This is a genomic window from Fulvimarina uroteuthidis (genome assembly GCF_034321785.1).
GTDB lineage: Bacteria > Pseudomonadota > Alphaproteobacteria > Rhizobiales > Rhizobiaceae > Fulvimarina > Fulvimarina uroteuthidis.
The window spans coordinates 674,002-689,874 of record NZ_JAXLPB010000001.1 but is presented as its reverse complement, the minus strand read 5'-3'; the positions used below and the strand labels follow the sequence as shown (position 1 = coordinate 689,874).

The 15,873-nt window shown below is 65.0% G+C and carries 14 protein-coding genes and 1 tRNA gene; 4 read left to right on the top strand and 11 right to left on the bottom strand.

The genetic code is table 11. From position 1 onward, the window contains the following. Nucleotides 1-17: 17 nt before the first annotated feature. Complete coding sequence (locus U0C82_RS03175) at nucleotides 18-1,184, top strand: glycosyltransferase (RefSeq protein ID WP_322185597.1); 1,167 nt, start codon at nucleotides 18-20, stop codon at nucleotides 1,182-1,184. On the opposite strand, the gene U0C82_RS03170 is transcribed toward U0C82_RS03175, so the two are convergent. Further along, entirely contained in the window at nucleotides 1,120-2,451 is a 1,332-nt protein-coding gene (locus tag U0C82_RS03170; protein ID WP_322185596.1) for a bifunctional PIG-L family deacetylase/class I SAM-dependent methyltransferase, read from the bottom strand. The genes U0C82_RS03175 and U0C82_RS03170 overlap by 65 nt on opposite strands. Further along, nucleotides 2,448-3,512: an acyl-CoA dehydrogenase family protein gene (locus tag U0C82_RS03165; RefSeq protein WP_322185595.1), complete on the bottom strand. Its 1,065-nt coding sequence runs from the start codon at nucleotides 3,510-3,512 to the stop codon at nucleotides 2,448-2,450. The genes U0C82_RS03170 and U0C82_RS03165 overlap by 4 nt, the downstream gene beginning before the upstream one ends. A 205-nt stretch (nucleotides 3,513-3,717) precedes the next feature. Here U0C82_RS03165 and U0C82_RS03160 point away from each other — a divergent pair, with 205 nt between their 5' ends. Next, nucleotides 3,718-4,710, top strand: coding sequence for a glycosyltransferase (locus U0C82_RS03160; protein WP_322185594.1), 993 nt, complete (start codon nucleotides 3,718-3,720; stop codon nucleotides 4,708-4,710). 336 nt (nucleotides 4,711-5,046) lie between these two features. Here the strand turns inward: U0C82_RS03160 and U0C82_RS03155 are convergent, their stop codons facing one another. From U0C82_RS03155 to U0C82_RS03125, 7 genes are all read right to left on the bottom strand, one after another. Then, nucleotides 5,047-5,757, bottom strand: coding sequence for a ribonuclease activity regulator RraA (locus U0C82_RS03155; protein WP_322185593.1), 711 nt, complete (start codon nucleotides 5,755-5,757; stop codon nucleotides 5,047-5,049). A gap of 2 nt (nucleotides 5,758-5,759) precedes the next feature. Continuing rightward, complete coding sequence (locus U0C82_RS03150) at nucleotides 5,760-6,305, bottom strand: aldehyde dehydrogenase family protein (RefSeq protein WP_322185592.1); 546 nt, start codon at nucleotides 6,303-6,305, stop codon at nucleotides 5,760-5,762. 27 nt (nucleotides 6,306-6,332) lie between these two features. Beyond that, entirely contained in the window at nucleotides 6,333-7,241 is a 909-nt protein-coding gene (locus tag U0C82_RS03145) for a dihydrodipicolinate synthase family protein (protein WP_322185591.1), read from the bottom strand. 23 nt (nucleotides 7,242-7,264) lie between these two features. Continuing rightward, nucleotides 7,265-9,001, bottom strand: a complete 1,737-nt coding sequence (gene araD, locus U0C82_RS03140; protein ID WP_322185590.1) for an L-arabinonate dehydratase — start codon at nucleotides 8,999-9,001, stop codon at nucleotides 7,265-7,267. 40 nt (nucleotides 9,002-9,041) lie between these two features. Further along, nucleotides 9,042-10,613, bottom strand: coding sequence for a tripartite tricarboxylate transporter permease (locus U0C82_RS03135; protein ID WP_322185589.1), 1,572 nt, complete (start codon nucleotides 10,611-10,613; stop codon nucleotides 9,042-9,044). Nucleotides 10,614-10,622: 9 nt separating this feature from the next. Beyond that, the gene (locus tag U0C82_RS03130; RefSeq protein WP_322185588.1) at nucleotides 10,623-11,141 is read right to left on the bottom strand and encodes a tripartite tricarboxylate transporter TctB family protein; all 519 of its coding nucleotides are present in this window, start codon (nucleotides 11,139-11,141) and stop codon (nucleotides 10,623-10,625) included. Nucleotides 11,142-11,218: 77 nt separating this feature from the next. Next, nucleotides 11,219-12,205 carry a tripartite tricarboxylate transporter substrate binding protein gene (locus U0C82_RS03125; protein ID WP_322185587.1) on the bottom strand — a complete coding sequence of 329 codons (987 nt, stop codon included), beginning with the start codon at nucleotides 12,203-12,205 and terminating at the stop codon, nucleotides 11,219-11,221. Here U0C82_RS03125 and U0C82_RS03120 point away from each other — a divergent pair. Further along, nucleotides 12,192-13,076 carry a GntR family transcriptional regulator gene (locus tag U0C82_RS03120; protein WP_322185586.1) on the top strand — a complete coding sequence of 295 codons (885 nt, stop codon included), beginning with the start codon at nucleotides 12,192-12,194 and terminating at the stop codon, nucleotides 13,074-13,076. The two genes, U0C82_RS03125 and U0C82_RS03120, sit on opposite strands and share 14 nt — an antisense overlap. Nucleotides 13,077-13,476: 400 nt before the next feature. Then, a complete protein-coding gene (locus U0C82_RS03115) occupies nucleotides 13,477-15,036 on the top strand; it encodes a tripartite tricarboxylate transporter permease (protein WP_322185585.1) in 1,560 nt (519 codons plus the stop codon). A 269-nt stretch (nucleotides 15,037-15,305) separates the two neighbouring features. Here U0C82_RS03115 and U0C82_RS03110 read toward each other — a convergent pair whose 3' ends face one another. Further along, nucleotides 15,306-15,491, bottom strand: a complete 186-nt coding sequence (locus tag U0C82_RS03110; RefSeq protein WP_322185584.1) for a hypothetical protein — start codon at nucleotides 15,489-15,491, stop codon at nucleotides 15,306-15,308. A gap of 282 nt (nucleotides 15,492-15,773) precedes the next feature. After that, nucleotides 15,774-15,850 (bottom strand) — tRNA-Pro (locus U0C82_RS03105). Between the last annotated feature and the right edge of the window lie 23 nt (nucleotides 15,851-15,873).

Sequence of the window (15,873 nt, the reverse complement as noted above, 5' to 3'; positions counted from 1 at the left end):
GCTGGATACGACGTTCGATGCAAAAACCCGATGGGCTCAACGACGCCATCGCCGATATTGTCGACGCTCACGGCGGCTATCTCGCCGCGCTCGCGCACGGAACGGCCGAGGTCGCGGAGCCGGACTATATCGCCTGTATCCCCGCCCGCAACGAGAGCGTGCGGGTCGCGGCGTGTCTCGAGGCTCTCGATCGCGTCTTCGGACCGACGCTCCGCGTCGTCCTTCTCGTCAACGATACGGTCGACGAGACCGCGGACATCGCCGTCGCGACGGCCGGGCGGCTGCGCTGTGCGGTCACGGTGGTCTCGATGCGCTGGCTCGGGGCGATCGGTTCGGCGCCGCGCGCCCGCGCGCTCGCCTTCGCGCTGGCCGGTCTCCTCGCGCCGAGGGCCCGGCTCTTTTCCACCGATGCGGACACGAACGTCCTGCCCGGCCTGAGGGAGGCCTATGACACTGCGTTCGCGGCAGGGTTCGACATGGTCTGCGGGCGCATCGGCTTCATTGCGGAGGAGGCCGCGCGCCTGCCGCCCTCGGACCCTCGGCGCGATGCCACGATCCGCACATATCGCGATGCCAGCCGGCACGTCGCTGCACTCATCTGTCCCGACCCGGACAATCCCTGGCCCCATCACGGCAATATAGGCGGCGCCAATTTCGCCATGACGGCGCGGGCCTACCAGATCGCCGGGCCACTGCCGATCACTCCCTTCGGCGAGGATCGCGCACTTCGCCGCCGCTTCGAGGCCTCCGGCCTCCGGATTTCCTACGCGAACGAGCCGCGGGTCGAAACCTCCTGCCGCCTCGACAGCGCCACGGAAGGCGGGCTGTCGGCGGAACTCAAGCGAAACCGGATCGAGGCCGACCCGCTTGCGGACGAAGCGCTGGAGCCCCCCGCCGCGCTGCTGCGCCGGTTGAGGTTGAGATCGCTCGTCGAGCGGGAGCCGGACCGCGCGCGGGTCCGCGCAAGGCTCGTCGCATTCGGTCTGCCGGAGAGCCGCGCTAGCGAGCTGACGGTCCTGCGACCGAGATCGATGGCCTGGTATCATGCCGAGACCGAACTGCGCTGTCTTGAGCGCCGACGCCTGCGCGTCAGCGATCTTGCGCGATGTCTTCCCTCGCTCATCCGGCTTCGCGACCTTTTCGAAAAAGCTCCGCCCGGTAGCCGGGGCGATCGCGCCGGGTGACCGGCGTGACCCGTTCCCCGAGGCAGGCGGCGAAGAGATCCTGCGCGTCCCGTCCCGAAAGCGGGGTATCGGTCGGTCCGAGATAGCTGACGAGAAGAATGTCGCCGCCCGGCGACAGACGGGAGGCCAGCGCGTCGGCCAGCGCGGCTATCCGGTCCTCGTCGAGAAAGTAGAGCACTTCCGAGACGACCGCGAAATCGAACGGGCCGTCGGGGAGCTCGAACGGCAGGCTGCCGGTTCGAAAGGTCAGCCGGTCGTTGCCCGCGTGAACGCTCCTTGCACGCGCGATGATCGAGGCGTCCCGATCCAGCGCGACCATTTCCGCCACCGTGCCGCTCGTCGTCAGGGCGGCGGCCAGATGACCCTCGCCGCAGGCAAGGTCGAGACCGCGCCGATAGCTGCGACCGGCAAGCTGGTCGAGATTGTCCGCACGCTTGTTCGCCTCGTAGGCCGAGCTGCGCACGTGCCACGGATCGCCGTCGTCGGCGTAGAGCCGCGCGAAATGCGCCGCGTCTGGCAGGGTGCCGTTCCTGTACGCCCACCCATGGATCTCGGCCGGCGCGCGCTGGGCTTTCAGGAACCAGTCCGGCAGCGAAAACCCGTCCGGATCGTCGGTGACGATCTCGCCGAGCTGCGATCTGTGGCAGGCGGTCGCCTTCATCTTCGTCTCGACATCGGTTTTGACCCGGAACGGCAGCAGGCGATCGCTGCGATACGGCGCGTCGCTCCCGAGCCGCGGCGACCAGATCGGATGAAGCAGCAGGCGCAGCGACGGGCGGAGCGCGACGACGGTTTCGGCGAGCGCGCCGGCTGCGTGATGGTCGGGATGCGGATCGTCCGGATGGGGGGCCGCAAGGGCCGTCGCTCCCAGGCGATCGCAGAGCGAAGCGATCGCCGCCGCGGCCGATGCGAACCGCGCGTCGCGCGAGGCGCCGCCATCGGGCAGGCCGAGACGCAGCCATTCGGGATGTGCGACGCCGAGTGCGGCGACGGCCGCCGCCTGTTCGGCGCGCCGGATCGCGGCGAGTTCGGCGCGCGAGACGGATTTCGAGCCCTTGTGCGAGGCTTCGCCATCGGTGAGGGCGACGATCCCAACCTTGCGACCCGAACGGCCCGCCTCGATGAACAGCGCCGACGCGCCGAAGGTCTCGTCGTCGGGGTGGGGCGCCAGGACGACGAGACCCCCGTCGCCGATGAGACGCGCCGCGTGCGTCACCGGTGCGGTCTCGCAACGGGCCCGGTACTCGCCCCAGCTGCCTGCGCTCACGACAGGTACTCCGCGGCCATCGCCCGGCATTTGTGCAGGAGGAGGGCGTCCGGATTGGCCTGGCGCAGATAGACCGAGAGATCGGCGACGACCGCGTCGAGAAGGTTGCCGGTTTCGAAGGATGCAAGACCGACGCTGCGGCGGGCCAGTTCCATCACGGCAAGCGCATCCGATTCCACCTGCAGGCGGGCATAGGAAGCGATCGCGACCGCGTGCGTGATCGCTTGGCCCTTGCCGGGCGCTTCGATCCGGCGCGCGGCGTCCTCCACCCAAAGGCGAGCCGTCCGGGCATGCATGATCGCATGGCCGAGGCGCTCGGCCTGCAGGGGGTGATCGATCCGCTGGCTCGCTTCCAGATGACGCGCCATCAGCCGTACGATCGCCTCGATCGCGCCGACATGGACACCGGCACAGCGCCAGATGCCGCCTTCGAAGAAGGGCTCGGTCTTGTAGACGCCCGGCGCGCCGAGGATCGTCGTCTCGTCGGCGGGGATCTGATCGAGCGAGAATCCGCCGGAAGCCGATTCCCGCATGCCGCTCATCGCCCATTTCGATACGTCCTGGCGCGACGGTTCGCTTGCCGGAACGAGGTAGAGCTGGAGGACGCCGCCCTCGCGCGCCACCGGCACGACGGCATGAGACAGGATGCCGAGCCCCGAGGCGTAACGCTTCGACCCCATCAGCACCGGCTGGTTCGCGTCGCCGATCTCGACGCAGGCCGGCGGCGCCCCGTCGGCGCCCCAGACGCCGAGAATGGCGTCCTGCGCAAGCGTCCGGTCGAGACGCGCCTGCTGGTCGCCGTTGCCGTAGAGCCGGACGAGCTGGACCGCATTGGCATGACCTTCGAGCAATCGCCCGAGATTGAGATTGGAACGCCCGGCTTCGGCCAGATGATCGAGAAGCACGATCCACCTGTCGCCCAGATGTCCGTTCGCATCGTAGAGGCTCCCGACCGCCCGGAACATTCCATCTGCCCGGGCCGCGTCGAAGGCGGTCTCGAAGTCGGCATAATCCGCGCCCGCACGTTCGTCGCGCGCGCCGTTCGTCTTTGTCTTCGTCACTGTTACGTTCAGGTCCGGATCTCCTTCCCGCCGCCGACGCTCGGGACGGAGCGTCGGGGGGTGTTGGTGCATTAACGTCATAAGACGGTAAAACGATCACTGCGGCACGGATCTATTTTCGCAGCCCCACGCGCGGCCCGTCATCGGCACAGCGCCGGGACGGGGATACGGCACCTTGGGATCACGCAGGCGAACGGACAGGCCAATGCACGAAGACAGGCACGATCGATGCGTCATCTGCGGCGCGCGGGACTGGCGTTCGACGGCGCGCACGGCGCGATACGCCCCGCGCGACTGGCGCGAATGCAGCCACTGCGGCCTGCTTGCCAGGGCGGACATGTTGACGGCGGATCGTCTCCGCGACTTCGTCGACATGCAGTGGAGCGAGGCGCGATCGCGAGACGGTCGGTTCCGGATCGCGCCGAGCGATCCGGTCTTCATGGAAGCCTATACGTTTCGCAGCCTTGCGCTCGGACGCCGGCACTATGTGCTGCCGCCGGATCGAAGCCCGCAGGATGAATTGACGAAGCCCTACGGTGCGACGCCCGCCGACGCCTGCGTCGAACCCATCGAGGGGATCGCTCCGGTTCCCGTTTCGCTGGCCATGCTGACCCGTTCGTGCGAACTGCCTGGCGTACTGGACAGGGCACGCGGCCTGACGCACGAGTTCGGCGACATCGTGCTCGTCGTCGATGGCGAGGGTCTCGAAAATCCCCGCGACACTTCCGACGCCGGCATCCGGATCGTCCATCGCCCGCTTGCCGGAGATTTTTCGGGCCAGCGCAATGCGGCCCAGGCCACCGCCCGCCACGAATGGGTGCTGCAGCTCGATGCCGACGAGAGCGTGAACCAGGCGACCCTGTCCGATCTCGGCCGCGTCGCGGCGCTGGCGCAGCGGGACGGCGCGCTTTCGGTGGGCCTCGTCAGGTTCAACCATGTCGGCGGCGTCCTGTCGGATCTTTATCCCGACATCCAATACCGGCTCAACCGCCGGGGCGTGCGCTATCACGGCCGCGTCCACGAACGTCCGCATCTGCCGAACGGTTGGAGCCAATCCTTCATCGCCCCGAACCTTGCGATCGACCATCATCTCGACGCCGCCCATGTTGCCGCCCGGTCGGCGATCTACGATACCATGGCGCCCGGCGAGGGCCGTACCTTCGAACGCGGCACGCTCAGCACGCCCTTTCGCAGGTGAGCGCTGCCGCGGGCATGACGCGCCCGGGTCCCGCGACAAGGACGCCCGTCGCCGCGCCTTGTCAGGGGAACCCGGCCACTTGACCCGTCTGCCGGGCACGGCCGGGAGGCGAACGTTTCCGAAGAAAGGGTCGGAGTGAGGGGATCCGAACCTGCGGCCCCCGTCGTCCCGCAGAACAGCGCCGCACGGAAAACCCCCGGACATGAAGACGTGTCGGGGTGCGACGGCTTTCCCCGGATCGGCCCCTGTTCGGCGGGGCGCAAGATGGGCCAGCCGACTTATCGATGTCACGCCTCGGGCTATCCGAACACCGCCTCCGATCTTCGGGCCGATGCGCTATCGGCCGTTCGCCTTCCGCCATTCCTCGAACGTTGCCAGATGCTCGTCCTTCGTCCGGGGATAGAGGCCGATGATCGTCGCGCCGGCTTTGACCTGATCGACGACGAAGTCCTCGTATGCCGTCATTTCGACGGCTTCGTCGGCGATCTCATCCGCAAGGTGGGCGGGAATGACGATGACGCAATCGTCGTCGCCCACGATGATGTCGCCGGGAAACACCGGAGCATCGCCGCAGCCGATCGGCTCGTTGATGGCGATCGCCTCGTTGAGCGTGAGGTTCGTCGGGCTCGAGGGGCGCGAATGGTAGGCACCGATATCGAGATCGCCGATCGTCGCCGCATCGCGAAAGCCGCCATCGGTGACCACGCCGGCAGCGCCGCGCATCATCAGCCGCGTGATCAGGATGTCGCCTGCGGAGGCCGCCCGCGCATCCTTGCGGCTGTCCATGACGAGCACATGGCCTTCCGGGCAGGTCTCGATCGCGACCCGCTGCGGATGCTCCGGATTGCGGAATTCGGCGAGCTGGTTGCGGTCCTCGCGCGCCGGCATGTAGCGCAGGGTGAAGGCCGGACCGACCATATTCCGGCCCTTCGCCCTGACCGGATGGACCCCCTGAATCACCTGGCTGCGCAGGCCGCGTTTGTAGAGCGCGGTGGCGAGCGTCGCGACCGACACTCCCATCAGCTTGTTGCGTGTTGCTTGTTCCATCATCAAGACCTCAGATCGACCGGAGGCAGAGCCTGCGGTATGTTTTGGAAGCAGACCGGCCGCAGGAAGCGGCGGATGGCGCGGGGGCCGAAGGAGGTGGGCCCTGGGGTCGTCGAAGCGGGACAGGGTCCGCCCGGCACCATGGCGCCGGCCTCCTGAACGCCGGTGGGAAGGCCGTTGGCGAAATCGCGGCCGGCCTTGCGCCCGATGATCGGCCGAAGACCACGCGCGTCTTCGGCGTCGTTCCCGGCCATGTGCAGCGTGAGCGTCGGCTGCCCGCGAAGCGCCTTGGCGAGCGACGTCACGTCGTTCATGTGTCGGCGACTGACGACGATGCCGAGGGGACCGAACACCCCCTCGCCGAAACTTGCATCCGCAGAGAAGGGCGCGAACGCCTCTTCCGCAGCCTTCGCGGCTTTGTCGATCGGTTCGGGACTTCCCTGCGAGAAGGCGCGCGGCTCTGCGTCGATCGGATCGGACCGGAATGTCGCGTCGAGCGCGAGGGTTTGCCCTGCAATGAAGTGGGGCCCGGCAGGTCGATCGGTCATGAGGTGCCTTTCCGAGCGGCGCTAGCGTCAGCGCGCGGCAATCAGATCGTTCGTTTTGAGGAAGTCGAGAAGCATCGTCTGCTGTCGATCGGTCAGCGGCCAGGCCGAGGGCGGGCGCGTGGGCCCGCAGTCGAGTCCCTGCGCCTGAAGCGCGGCCTTCACGCCGGTGACGTTCGTGCCGTTCATCTCTTCGGCCCGGATGTCCTCGAAGGCGCGCATCCCGGTGATCAGCGCTTGCGCGCTGGCATAGTCGGATGCTTCGAGCGCGGCGTGGATCGCCATCGAGCGCTCCGGCCAGACATTGACGAGACCCGAGGTGAAGCCCCGCGCTCCCACGGCATAAAGCGGTGGAGCCCAGACTTCGGCGAGACCGCCAACCCAGACGATACCCGGTTCGCAGGCGGCGATGGCTTTGGCAAGGTTCATCGGGTTGGGGGTCGCCCATTTCACGCCCTTGACGCCCGGCAGAGCGCAGAGCTCGGCGATCGCGTTCGTCCCGATCGCGTCGTTGCGCAGATAGAGCATGATCGGCAGCCCGCCCGACGCGTCGGACACCGCCTCGACGTAATCGCTCGTCCCGCGCGGCGAAACGAACGGGTCCGGCGGCTGGTGGATCATCAGCGCCGAAGCCCCGGCATCCGCCGAGACCCTTGCCAACCGGCAGGCATCGCGAATGCCGCGTCCCACCCCTGCCAAGAGTGGCGCGCGTCCTTCGATGAGATCCGCCACCGCGCGGACCATGGTGCAGGCTTCGTCGACGGTCAGCGCGTAGAATTCGCCGGTGTTGCCGTTGACCACCGGCATATGGACGCCCGCACCCAAGGCGCGATCGAGGATGGGTTTCAGCCTTTGGGGCGCAACCTCGCCGGCCCCGTCATAGGGCGTGACGAGAATGCCGGATATGCCGACAAGTGCGGCGTCGAGATCGTGGGCCATCGGGTTCAGCTCCGGTTCGCGTATCAGAAGATGTCCGGCTCGCCGGCGGCTTCGCCGAAGCCGCGTTCCAGAAAGTCGAAATCGCAGCCCTTGTCGGCCTGGGTGACGTGCTTGGAGAACATATAGCCCCAGCCGCGCTGGTAGCGGGGTTCGGGCGCCGTCCACGCGGCCTTGCGGCGCTCGATCTCGGCTTCGTCGACCAGCATGTCGAGCCGGCGGTTCGGCAGGTCGAGACGGACGGTATCCCCGGTCTTCAGAAGCGCCAGTGGTCCGCCGACGAAGGCTTCCGGCGCCATATGGAGGACGCAGGCTCCATAGGAGGTGCCGGACATGCGCGCATCGGACAGTCGCAGCATGTCGCGATGGCCCCGCTTGATCAGGGCCTTCGGGATCGGCAGCATGCCCCATTCGGGAAAGCCGGGGCCGCCGAGGGGACCTGCGTTGCGCAGCACCATCACATGGTCGGGCGTCACCTCGAGGGTCTCGTCGTCGACCGCTTTCTTCATCTCCGGATAGGAATCGAAAACCAGCGCCGGGCCCTCGTGGACGTGATATTTCGGATCGCATGCCGCCGGCTTGATGACCGCGCCGTCCGGACAGAGATTGCCGCGCAGAAGCGCGAGCGAGCCTTCCTTGTAGACCGGGTTCGAGAGCGGACGGATGACGTCGTCATTGTAGACTTCCGCACTGTCGATCGTCTCGCCCAAAGTCTTGCCGGAGACGGTGACGACGCAGGTGTCGAGCATGGCCTCCATCTGCTTCATCAGGGCGCGGAGGCCGCCGGCATAGTAGAAGTCCTCCATCAGATAGTCCTTGCCGGACGGGCGGACATTGGCGATCAGCGGCGTCGTGCGCCCGAGCGCGTCCAGATGATCGAGGGTGAGATCGACCCCCGCCCGGCGCGCCATCGCGATCAGGTGGACGACGGCGTTGGTCGAACAGCCCGTCGCCATCGCGACCTTCGCCGCGTTGTGGAAGGCGGCTTCGCCGAGAATGTCGCTCGGCTTGAGATCCTCCCAGACCATATCGACGATCCGGCGGCCGCAATCGGTCGCCATGCGCTGGTGGCCGGCATCGACGGCGGGGATCGAGGATGCGCCGGGCAGCGTCATGCCGAGCGCCTCGGCGATCGACATCATGGTGGCGGCGGTGCCCATGGTCATGCAGGTGCCGGCCGAGCGCGCGATGCCGCCTTGAACGCCGAGCCATTCCTCGTCGGTGACGTTCCCCGCCCGGCGCTCGTCCCAGTATTTCCACGCGTCCGATCCCGAGCCGAGGATGCGTCCGGCACAATTGCCGCGCAGCATGGGTCCGGCCGGCAGATAGATCGCGGGGACATCGGCGGTGATCGCACCCATGAGAAGACCGGGCGTGGTCTTGTCGCAGCCGCCCATCAGCACGACGCCGTCGAGAGGATGGCAGCGGATCATCTCCTCCGTCTCCATCGCCAGCATGTTGCGGTAGAGCATGGATGTCGGCTTGGTGAAGCTTTCGTCGACGGAGAGCGCCGGCATCTCGACGGCAAAACCGCCGGACGCCAGAACGCCACGCCGAACGTTCTCCACGCGCTCCGGAAAGTGACCGTGGCAGGAATTGAGCTCCGACCAGGTGTTGAGGATGCCGATGATCGGCTTGCCCCGAAAATCCTCTTCCGCATAGCCGAGCTGCATCATGCGCGAGCGATGGCCGAAGGAACGCAGATCGTCGGGTGCAAACCAGCGAGCCGAACGCAGGTCTTCGGGTTTCTTGGTGGGACTCATTTTCATCTCCGGCGAGGGACTGCGTGGGGAAAGCGAAAGCTCACGGCTTGGCGCGTTGCGCCGCCGACGGGCGTTGGCGCTTCGGCAATTCGTCCTCGATCGCAAGGACCGCCCGCTGCCGTTTGCTGGCGCGGATCGTCGAAACCGTCTGCCAAGCCACCGACAGGATCGCGATCGTGAGGAACGCACCTGAAATCGGGTTGGTGAAGAAACCGAGCGCGTCGCCATTGGACAGTTGCAGGCCCCGGCGGAAGTTCGTTTCCGCCATGGGTCCGAGGACAAATCCGATAATGAACGGCGCTGCCGGAATGCCTGCCTTGACGAAGGCGTAACCGAGAACGCCAAAGCCCAGGATCGTCCAGATGTCGAAGATTCGGCTGGAAAGGCCGAAGGCTCCGACGGCACACAGGACGAGGATGATGGGCAGCAGAATATGCTTCGGGACTGCGAGGAGCCGAATGAAGATGCGCAATCCGAAGAATTCTAGGACGAGCATCATCACGGCGGAGAGCATGAGCGCGGCAAACACGGTGTAGACGAGTTCGCCTTGCGTGATGAAGAGCATCGGGCCCGGCTGGATCCCGTGGATCATGAAGCCGCCGAGCAGGATCGCCGTCACCGCATCGCCTGGGATTCCGAGTGTCAGAAGCGGGATCATCGCACCGCCGATGCCCGCATTGTTCGCGGTTTCGCTGGCCACGACGCCTTCGGGATGGCCGGTGCCGAATTTCTCGGGCGTCTTCGACCGCTTCTTGGCAAGGACATAGGCGATGATGTTCGAGGTCCCGGCACCGATGCCGGGTAGAATTCCGATGCCGATGCCGACGAACGCTGACCGGATCGCGTTCGGAATCTGGCTGAGACCTTCGGGGACCGAGAAGCCGAAACCCTTTATCCTGCCGACGGAAGGCGCCTTCATGTCCTCGGCCGAGATCGAGCGTGCTCCCTCGGCGACCTTGATCACCTCGGCGATCGCGAAGAGGCCGACCAGAACGGTCAGAATGGAAAAGCCGGCATTGAGTTCCACCTGGTCGAACGTGAAGCGCTGGATTGCTTCCACCGGCGCGATGCCGACAGTCGAGATGGCAAAACCCGCAATGCCGGAGAAAATGCCCTTCACCATCGAGCCGGTCGAGAGGGTGGCGATAAGCGTCAGCGAGAAGATGGCGATGGCGAAATATTCATGCGGACCGAACGTCAAGGCGACCGTCGCAAGCCAGGGCGCGATGAAGATCAGCGCGGCGATCGACAGGACGGTGCCGAAGAACGAGAAGACGATGCCGAGCCCGAGCGCCTTGGCACCCTCCCCATTCTCCATCATGGGGGCACCGTCGAACGTCGTGGCGACCGAAGAGGGCGTGCCGGGAATTTTCAGGAGGATCGCCGAGATCAGGGCGCCGGACGTTGCGCCGACGAACAGGGCGACGAGCAGGGAAATGCCGGCTGCAGGGTCCAGCCCGTAGGTCATCGGCAGGCTCAACGCGATCGCCATGACCGCGGTCAATCCGGGCACGGCACCAAAAACGATGCCGACGGCCACGCCGAGCGTGATCAGAAGGAAGATCTGCGGAGCCAGGACGTTCGTCGCACCGCCAAGAAGGTCCATCAGCATAACGGTCTCCTACGGAAGGTACGGGGTGAGCGGGCCCGCCGGAAGGAGGAGATCGAAAGCGTAGCGGAACAGGAGGAAGATCGCGCCGGATGCCACCCCTGCGATCAAGGCATAGAGCCCGAAGGGCGGCTTGGTGTCCTTCGGGGTCAGCAGCCAGAATTGCAGGAACAGATAGGCCGCCGTCGCGAACGGAAACCCGATCGGTCGCAGCAAGGCGGTGTAGAGCGCGACCAGAGCCAGTGTCAGCGCGACGACGACGTAGCTTTCGCGGCGGGAGTCGACGCTTAGAACTTCGTCCTTCGTAAGTGGCGGGTCTTCCCGATCCGTCGGGGCAGGCATGGGCCCGCGAAAGACACTGATGCATTGAAGAAGGCCGAGAAGCACCATGCCGAATGCAAGGACGTAGGGAATCGTCGCGGCATCGACCGTTCCGCGGTCCGGCAATTCCATCGTCATGAAGAGATAGACGAGACCGATGCCGAGCATGGCGATGCCGGTCACGAGTTCCTTCGCACGGGTCGCGGTCATGGCGGACCTCCTTTCACCGAAGAGTGAAGACGTGCAGCCCCAGCGGAGCTGCACGGTCGATGCTCAGATCGCAAGGTTCAGCGCGATGCCTGGAGTTCGTCCCGATAGTCCATGTAACGGTCGCGGATCTCGTTGAGGCGCGTGACGGCTTCGTCCCGCGGCATGAAGCTGACCGGCTGCTTGAAGCCCTGTTCGAGCGCCTCGGCATATTCCGGGATTTCAGAGATCTCTTCGGCGATCTCCCCCATCTTGTCGACGATCGCCTGGTCGGTGCCCTTCGGGAAGGCGATGATGTACGGGTTCGTCATCACGAAATCGATGTCCTGTTCTGCGAACGTCGGGATGTCGCCGATCAAGGGATTACGCGCGTCATTGGGTTGCCCGATCACGTTCATCTGACCGCCTTCGACGTAGTCCTGCACGGCGCCGTAGGCGATCCCCGCCACCTGGATGCGTCCGCCCAGGAGAGCGGCGATCTTTTCGGCGGCCGAGCCCGTATCGACCAGACGCATCTGCGCTTCGGTCTGGTTCTGGAGCATCAGTCCCTGGAGATGGGAGTAGCCGCCGAGTTCCGTGCCGTAGATGACGCTGTCGGGGCTTTCCTTCGTCTGCGAGACGAGATCCTCAACGCTCTCGATCCCGGACGCGCTGCTCGTCACGATGACGGCCCCCTGGTCGACCGCGGGAACGCAGCAGATCTCGAACGCGTCGAGACCATAATCGGCAAGACCGGACACTTCGGCGACGATCAGGTGGCCGGTGTGACCGAAGAGGATCGTGTAACCGTCCGGGTCCGCGTCGCGAACCGCCGACGTCGCGATCGTCGCACCGCCGCCCGGGGTGTTCGTGACAACCATCGACTGGCCCGTCACCTGTTCGAAATATTGCGCGAAGGTTCGCGCATTGAAATCGGTGTCGCCGCCGGGGCTGGCACCGATGATGACATTGATGGGTCGGGTCGGCCAGTCGGTGTCGGAACCGGACTGCGCATCCGACTGGGCGAAGGCGGTGGACGAGGCGAACAGCGTCGCTGCGATCGCAAGTGTGGTGGTGAAACGTCTCAAGGCAATAACCTCCCATGCCAAGCGTGATCCAAGGGCCTCCCCCCTTGGGCGCGAACCAGTCAGTAATATATTTGATAAGAGGGTGCAAGGGCGCGCCATATTCGGCATAGAGCTGAAGCTCGGGTTGCGCTCTTCGGCGTTCAGCGATGACAAACGGAAAATGACGCAAGTGAAATCGATGCAGTTCACACAATCGCTCGCGGACGACGTCTACGACGCCTTGCGAATGCTGATCGTCAAACTGGAACTGCCGCCCGGAAGCATCCTGAACGAGACCACGTTGTGCGAGCGCTTTTCCGTCAGCCGAACCCCGTTGCGGGAGGCCATTCTTCGCCTGTCGCGGAACGGCCTCGTCACGGTCGCGCCTCGTCACGCGACGTTCGTCGCACCGATCGATGCCCGCAGGGTGCGCCAGGCCCACTTTCTGCGCAGCAATCTGGAATTGCCGATGGTCCGCAAGCTCTGCGAGCACGATAAAATCGATCTCGGCCTGTCGCGTGAACTGGTGACCGAGCAGCAGAAAGCTCTGCAAACCGGTGATTATTCCCAATTTCTACCCCTCGACGACCGACTGCACGAAAGTCTTTTCGACCAGGCCGGACTCGACGAGATCTGGAGGGTGATCCATGCCAAGAAGGCGCAGCTGGATCGCATCCGCTTCCTGCAGGGGCCTCAGCCGGGCAAGCCAAAGCGTCTGATCGAGCAGCACACGGCGATCCTCGATGCGATCGAGCGCCGGGACGCGGAGGCCGCCGAGGCCGTCTTGAAGGCGCATATCGCAGGCGCGGTGCTCTACATGGAGGAGTTGCTGATTCTGAAGCCGGAACTCTTCGGAACGAAAGCGCAGATCGCGCGCCGCCGAAACGGCTGAGCCGGGGCTTGAGCATCGCGGCGGACGTTCGGCGCGCCGCGCGTTGGGAGGCCGCACCGGCACGATCCGCGACGGCGGGTGAACTCACCTGCTGCGCATTCTCCGGCGCCGGACCTGTCGTCATGAAAAGCGTGGCGCGTTGCAGATTGACCAAAGGCGCTTTCACTGATATTTCTGTAACCTGTTCGTGCGGACTGGGAGGCGTGCACGATACACGCAGCCGAGGCTGCCGGCGGCGGGAGCTGTCGGCGCTGCGGCGGGTCTTCGCCCCCCATGCCTGTCCTGCTTTCCATCCAATCCGTTCCGTCTTCGCCAGCCTTTCGGTGCACCCGTGCTCGGCGATGTTCGGCAGTTTCGTGCGCACGCCGCCCGGTGATCTCGTTCGTAAGGTGACCAACACATGCTCGTGGATATGACGCAGGGTATCGTCAACGTCTTTGCCCCGCAGATCTTCGGTCTCATCACGATCGGCGTCGCCGTCGGCATCGTGTTCGGTGCCGTGCCGGGCCTCACCGCGGTGATGGCGATCGCTCTCACGCTGCCGATGACGTACGGTCTCGGAGCCTCCGCCGGCATATCGCTTCTTATAGCGCTGTATGTCGGTGCAACGTCCGGCGGTCTGATTTCAGCGATTCTCCTGAAGATCCCGGGAACACCGTCGTCCGTGGCGACGACCTTCGATGGTGGCCCCATGATGGAGAAGGGAGAGGGAGCAAAAGCGCTCGGGCTCGGCATCGTCTTTTCGTTCGTCGGGACGATCCTGTCGATCGCTGCGTTGATGTTCATCGCGCCCTGGCTGGCAAACTTCGCCCTGTCCTTCGGTCCTCACGAATATTTCGCGATCGCCGTCTTCTCGCTGACCCTCATCGCCACCCTTTCCACGGGTTCGATGGTCAAGGGTCTTTTCTCCGGCATCGCCGGGTTCGCGATATCGACGGTCGGAATCGCGCCGGTCGAGGCAACCCAGCGCTTCACCTTCGGACAGGTCGAACTGAATTCGGGTTTCTCGATCCTGACTGTCCTCGTCGGCATGTTCGCGATCGCCGAAGTCATCAAGGTCGCCGAAGGCGCACGGTCCGTCCGGTCGGACGATGTGATCGCCCCGAGCATCGGAAAGATCAAAGGGTTCGGCTTTTCCGTCGCCGAATTCATCTTCCAGATCCCGAACGCGATCCGATCGTCGCTGATCGGCATTGGTATCGGGATTTTGCCGGGCATCGGCGCGGGAACATCGAACATCATCGCCTATGTCGTCGCCAAGAAGCGCTCCAAGACACCGGACATGTTCGGCAAGGGCGCGTCGGAAGGCGTCGTCGCCAGTGAAACCGCGAACAATGCAGGCATTGGCGGTGCCATGATCCCGCTGTTGACCTTGGGAATTCCGGGTGACGCGGTGACGGCGATCCTGCTCGGTGGCCTGATGATTCACGGCATCCAACCGGGACCGATGCTGTTCATCACACAGGGCGACCTCGTCTATACCATCTTCGCCGCCCTTCTCCTTTCCGCATTCCTGATGCTGATCCTGGAATTCTTTGGACTGCGCCTCTTCATCCGCTTGCTGGCGGTCCCCAAGCAGATCCTCTTGCCGATCATCCTCGTCCTGTGCGCCATCGGGGCGTTTGGTCTCGCCAGCCGCATCTTCGACATCTGGACGATTCTGGGATTCGGCGTCCTCGGCTATGCCTTCGTGAAAGCCGGGATTCCAGCGGCTCCCTTCATTATCGGTTTCATCCTCGGTCCGATGGCGGAGACCAACTTCCGCCGCGGCCTGCAGCTTTCGAACGGCGACTATGCCGGCTTCGTCACCAATCCGATCTCGGGCGCTTTCCTTGCGATCGCCTTGCTCTCCATCGTCTGGCAAGTGATCGTCACGGTTCGTTCGAACCGGCGGACGGTCGCCGGCATTTCGGTCGAGACCATCGTGCCGAACGACATGTCGGACGAACCTCGTCGCTGAAACCGACGTTCGAGAGACCTCGAGCCTGGATCGTGAGGCCTTGCGCTCGACGGCCGTTCCGACGGCATGGACGAGGCGACCGCTGCGTTCGTCAGCCCGTGATCGGGCGCAGGCGGCCGATCGGGACCTCACACGGAATCGATGCTCCTGTTTCGATCTCGCTCCCAATGTTCGTCAGTCAGACCATGCCGTTGGTGTTCGCCGACGTCTTCGGCGTCCGGGAGCGAGCAGCGGGCAGGCGGACGTCGCGCCGCGGCTTGGTTTCGTGCTCAGATGACGCCTTCGACGTAGAGCAGGACGGCGCCGATGATCACGGCGCAGAAGACCAGAAGCCATTTGCCCGCGCCCTTCCCGAGCCCAACCCGCTTGTCGGCGATCGGCATGCCATCGTGCAGGGTCGTCGGAGCCTTTGGTCCGTTCCGCGTGACGGTCTCGGTCTTACTATCGTTCGCCATTAAATATCGCCCTGTGATCGCGCTGCTTCGGCGCCTTCGACCTGACCAGATCTAACGCCTCACGTCCGATCAGCAATGTCCCAAGGCCTGGTGCGCGACCTAGGCGAACACGACAAACATAATGCCCGCCCGATCCAGACGAAACGCTGCGTCGTCACGCACCCCTCCAGATCAGACCGAGATGAGGGGAGGGGAAGACAGTCTCGCACTGCAAACTCATGCATATCTGAGCGGATAACAGTGCGGATGTTTTCGGCTCGATCTCGAAGCCGCTGAAAAATATGGTCGGAGTGAGAGGATTCGAACCTCCGACCCCCTCGTCCCGAACGAGGTGCGCTACCAGGCTGCGCTACACTCCGACATGTCCGAACCGGCGCGTTAC

Bases quoted from the DNA above. Each gene is read 5' to 3' on its own strand.
- U0C82_RS03175 (WP_322185597.1), top strand. From the start codon at position 18: ATGCAAAAACCCGATGGGCTCAACGACGCCATCGCCGATATTGTCGAC.
- U0C82_RS03160 (WP_322185594.1), top strand. From the start codon at position 3,718: ATGCACGAAGACAGGCACGATCGATGCGTCATCTGCGGCGCGCGGGAC.
- U0C82_RS03155 (WP_322185593.1), bottom strand. From the start codon at position 5,757: ATGGAACAAGCAACACGCAACAAGCTGATGGGAGTGTCGGTCGCGACG.
- U0C82_RS03150 (WP_322185592.1), bottom strand. From the start codon at position 6,305: ATGACCGATCGACCTGCCGGGCCCCACTTCATTGCAGGGCAAACCCTC.
- U0C82_RS03145 (WP_322185591.1), bottom strand. From the start codon at position 7,241: ATGGCCCACGATCTCGACGCCGCACTTGTCGGCATATCCGGCATTCTC.
- araD (WP_322185590.1), bottom strand. From the start codon at position 9,001: ATGAGTCCCACCAAGAAACCCGAAGACCTGCGTTCGGCTCGCTGGTTT.
- U0C82_RS03135 (WP_322185589.1), bottom strand. From the start codon at position 10,613: ATGCTGATGGACCTTCTTGGCGGTGCGACGAACGTCCTGGCTCCGCAG.
- U0C82_RS03130 (WP_322185588.1), bottom strand. From the start codon at position 11,141: ATGACCGCGACCCGTGCGAAGGAACTCGTGACCGGCATCGCCATGCTC.
- U0C82_RS03115 (WP_322185585.1), top strand. From the start codon at position 13,477: ATGCTCGTGGATATGACGCAGGGTATCGTCAACGTCTTTGCCCCGCAG.
- U0C82_RS03110 (WP_322185584.1), bottom strand. From the start codon at position 15,491: ATGGCGAACGATAGTAAGACCGAGACCGTCACGCGGAACGGACCAAAG.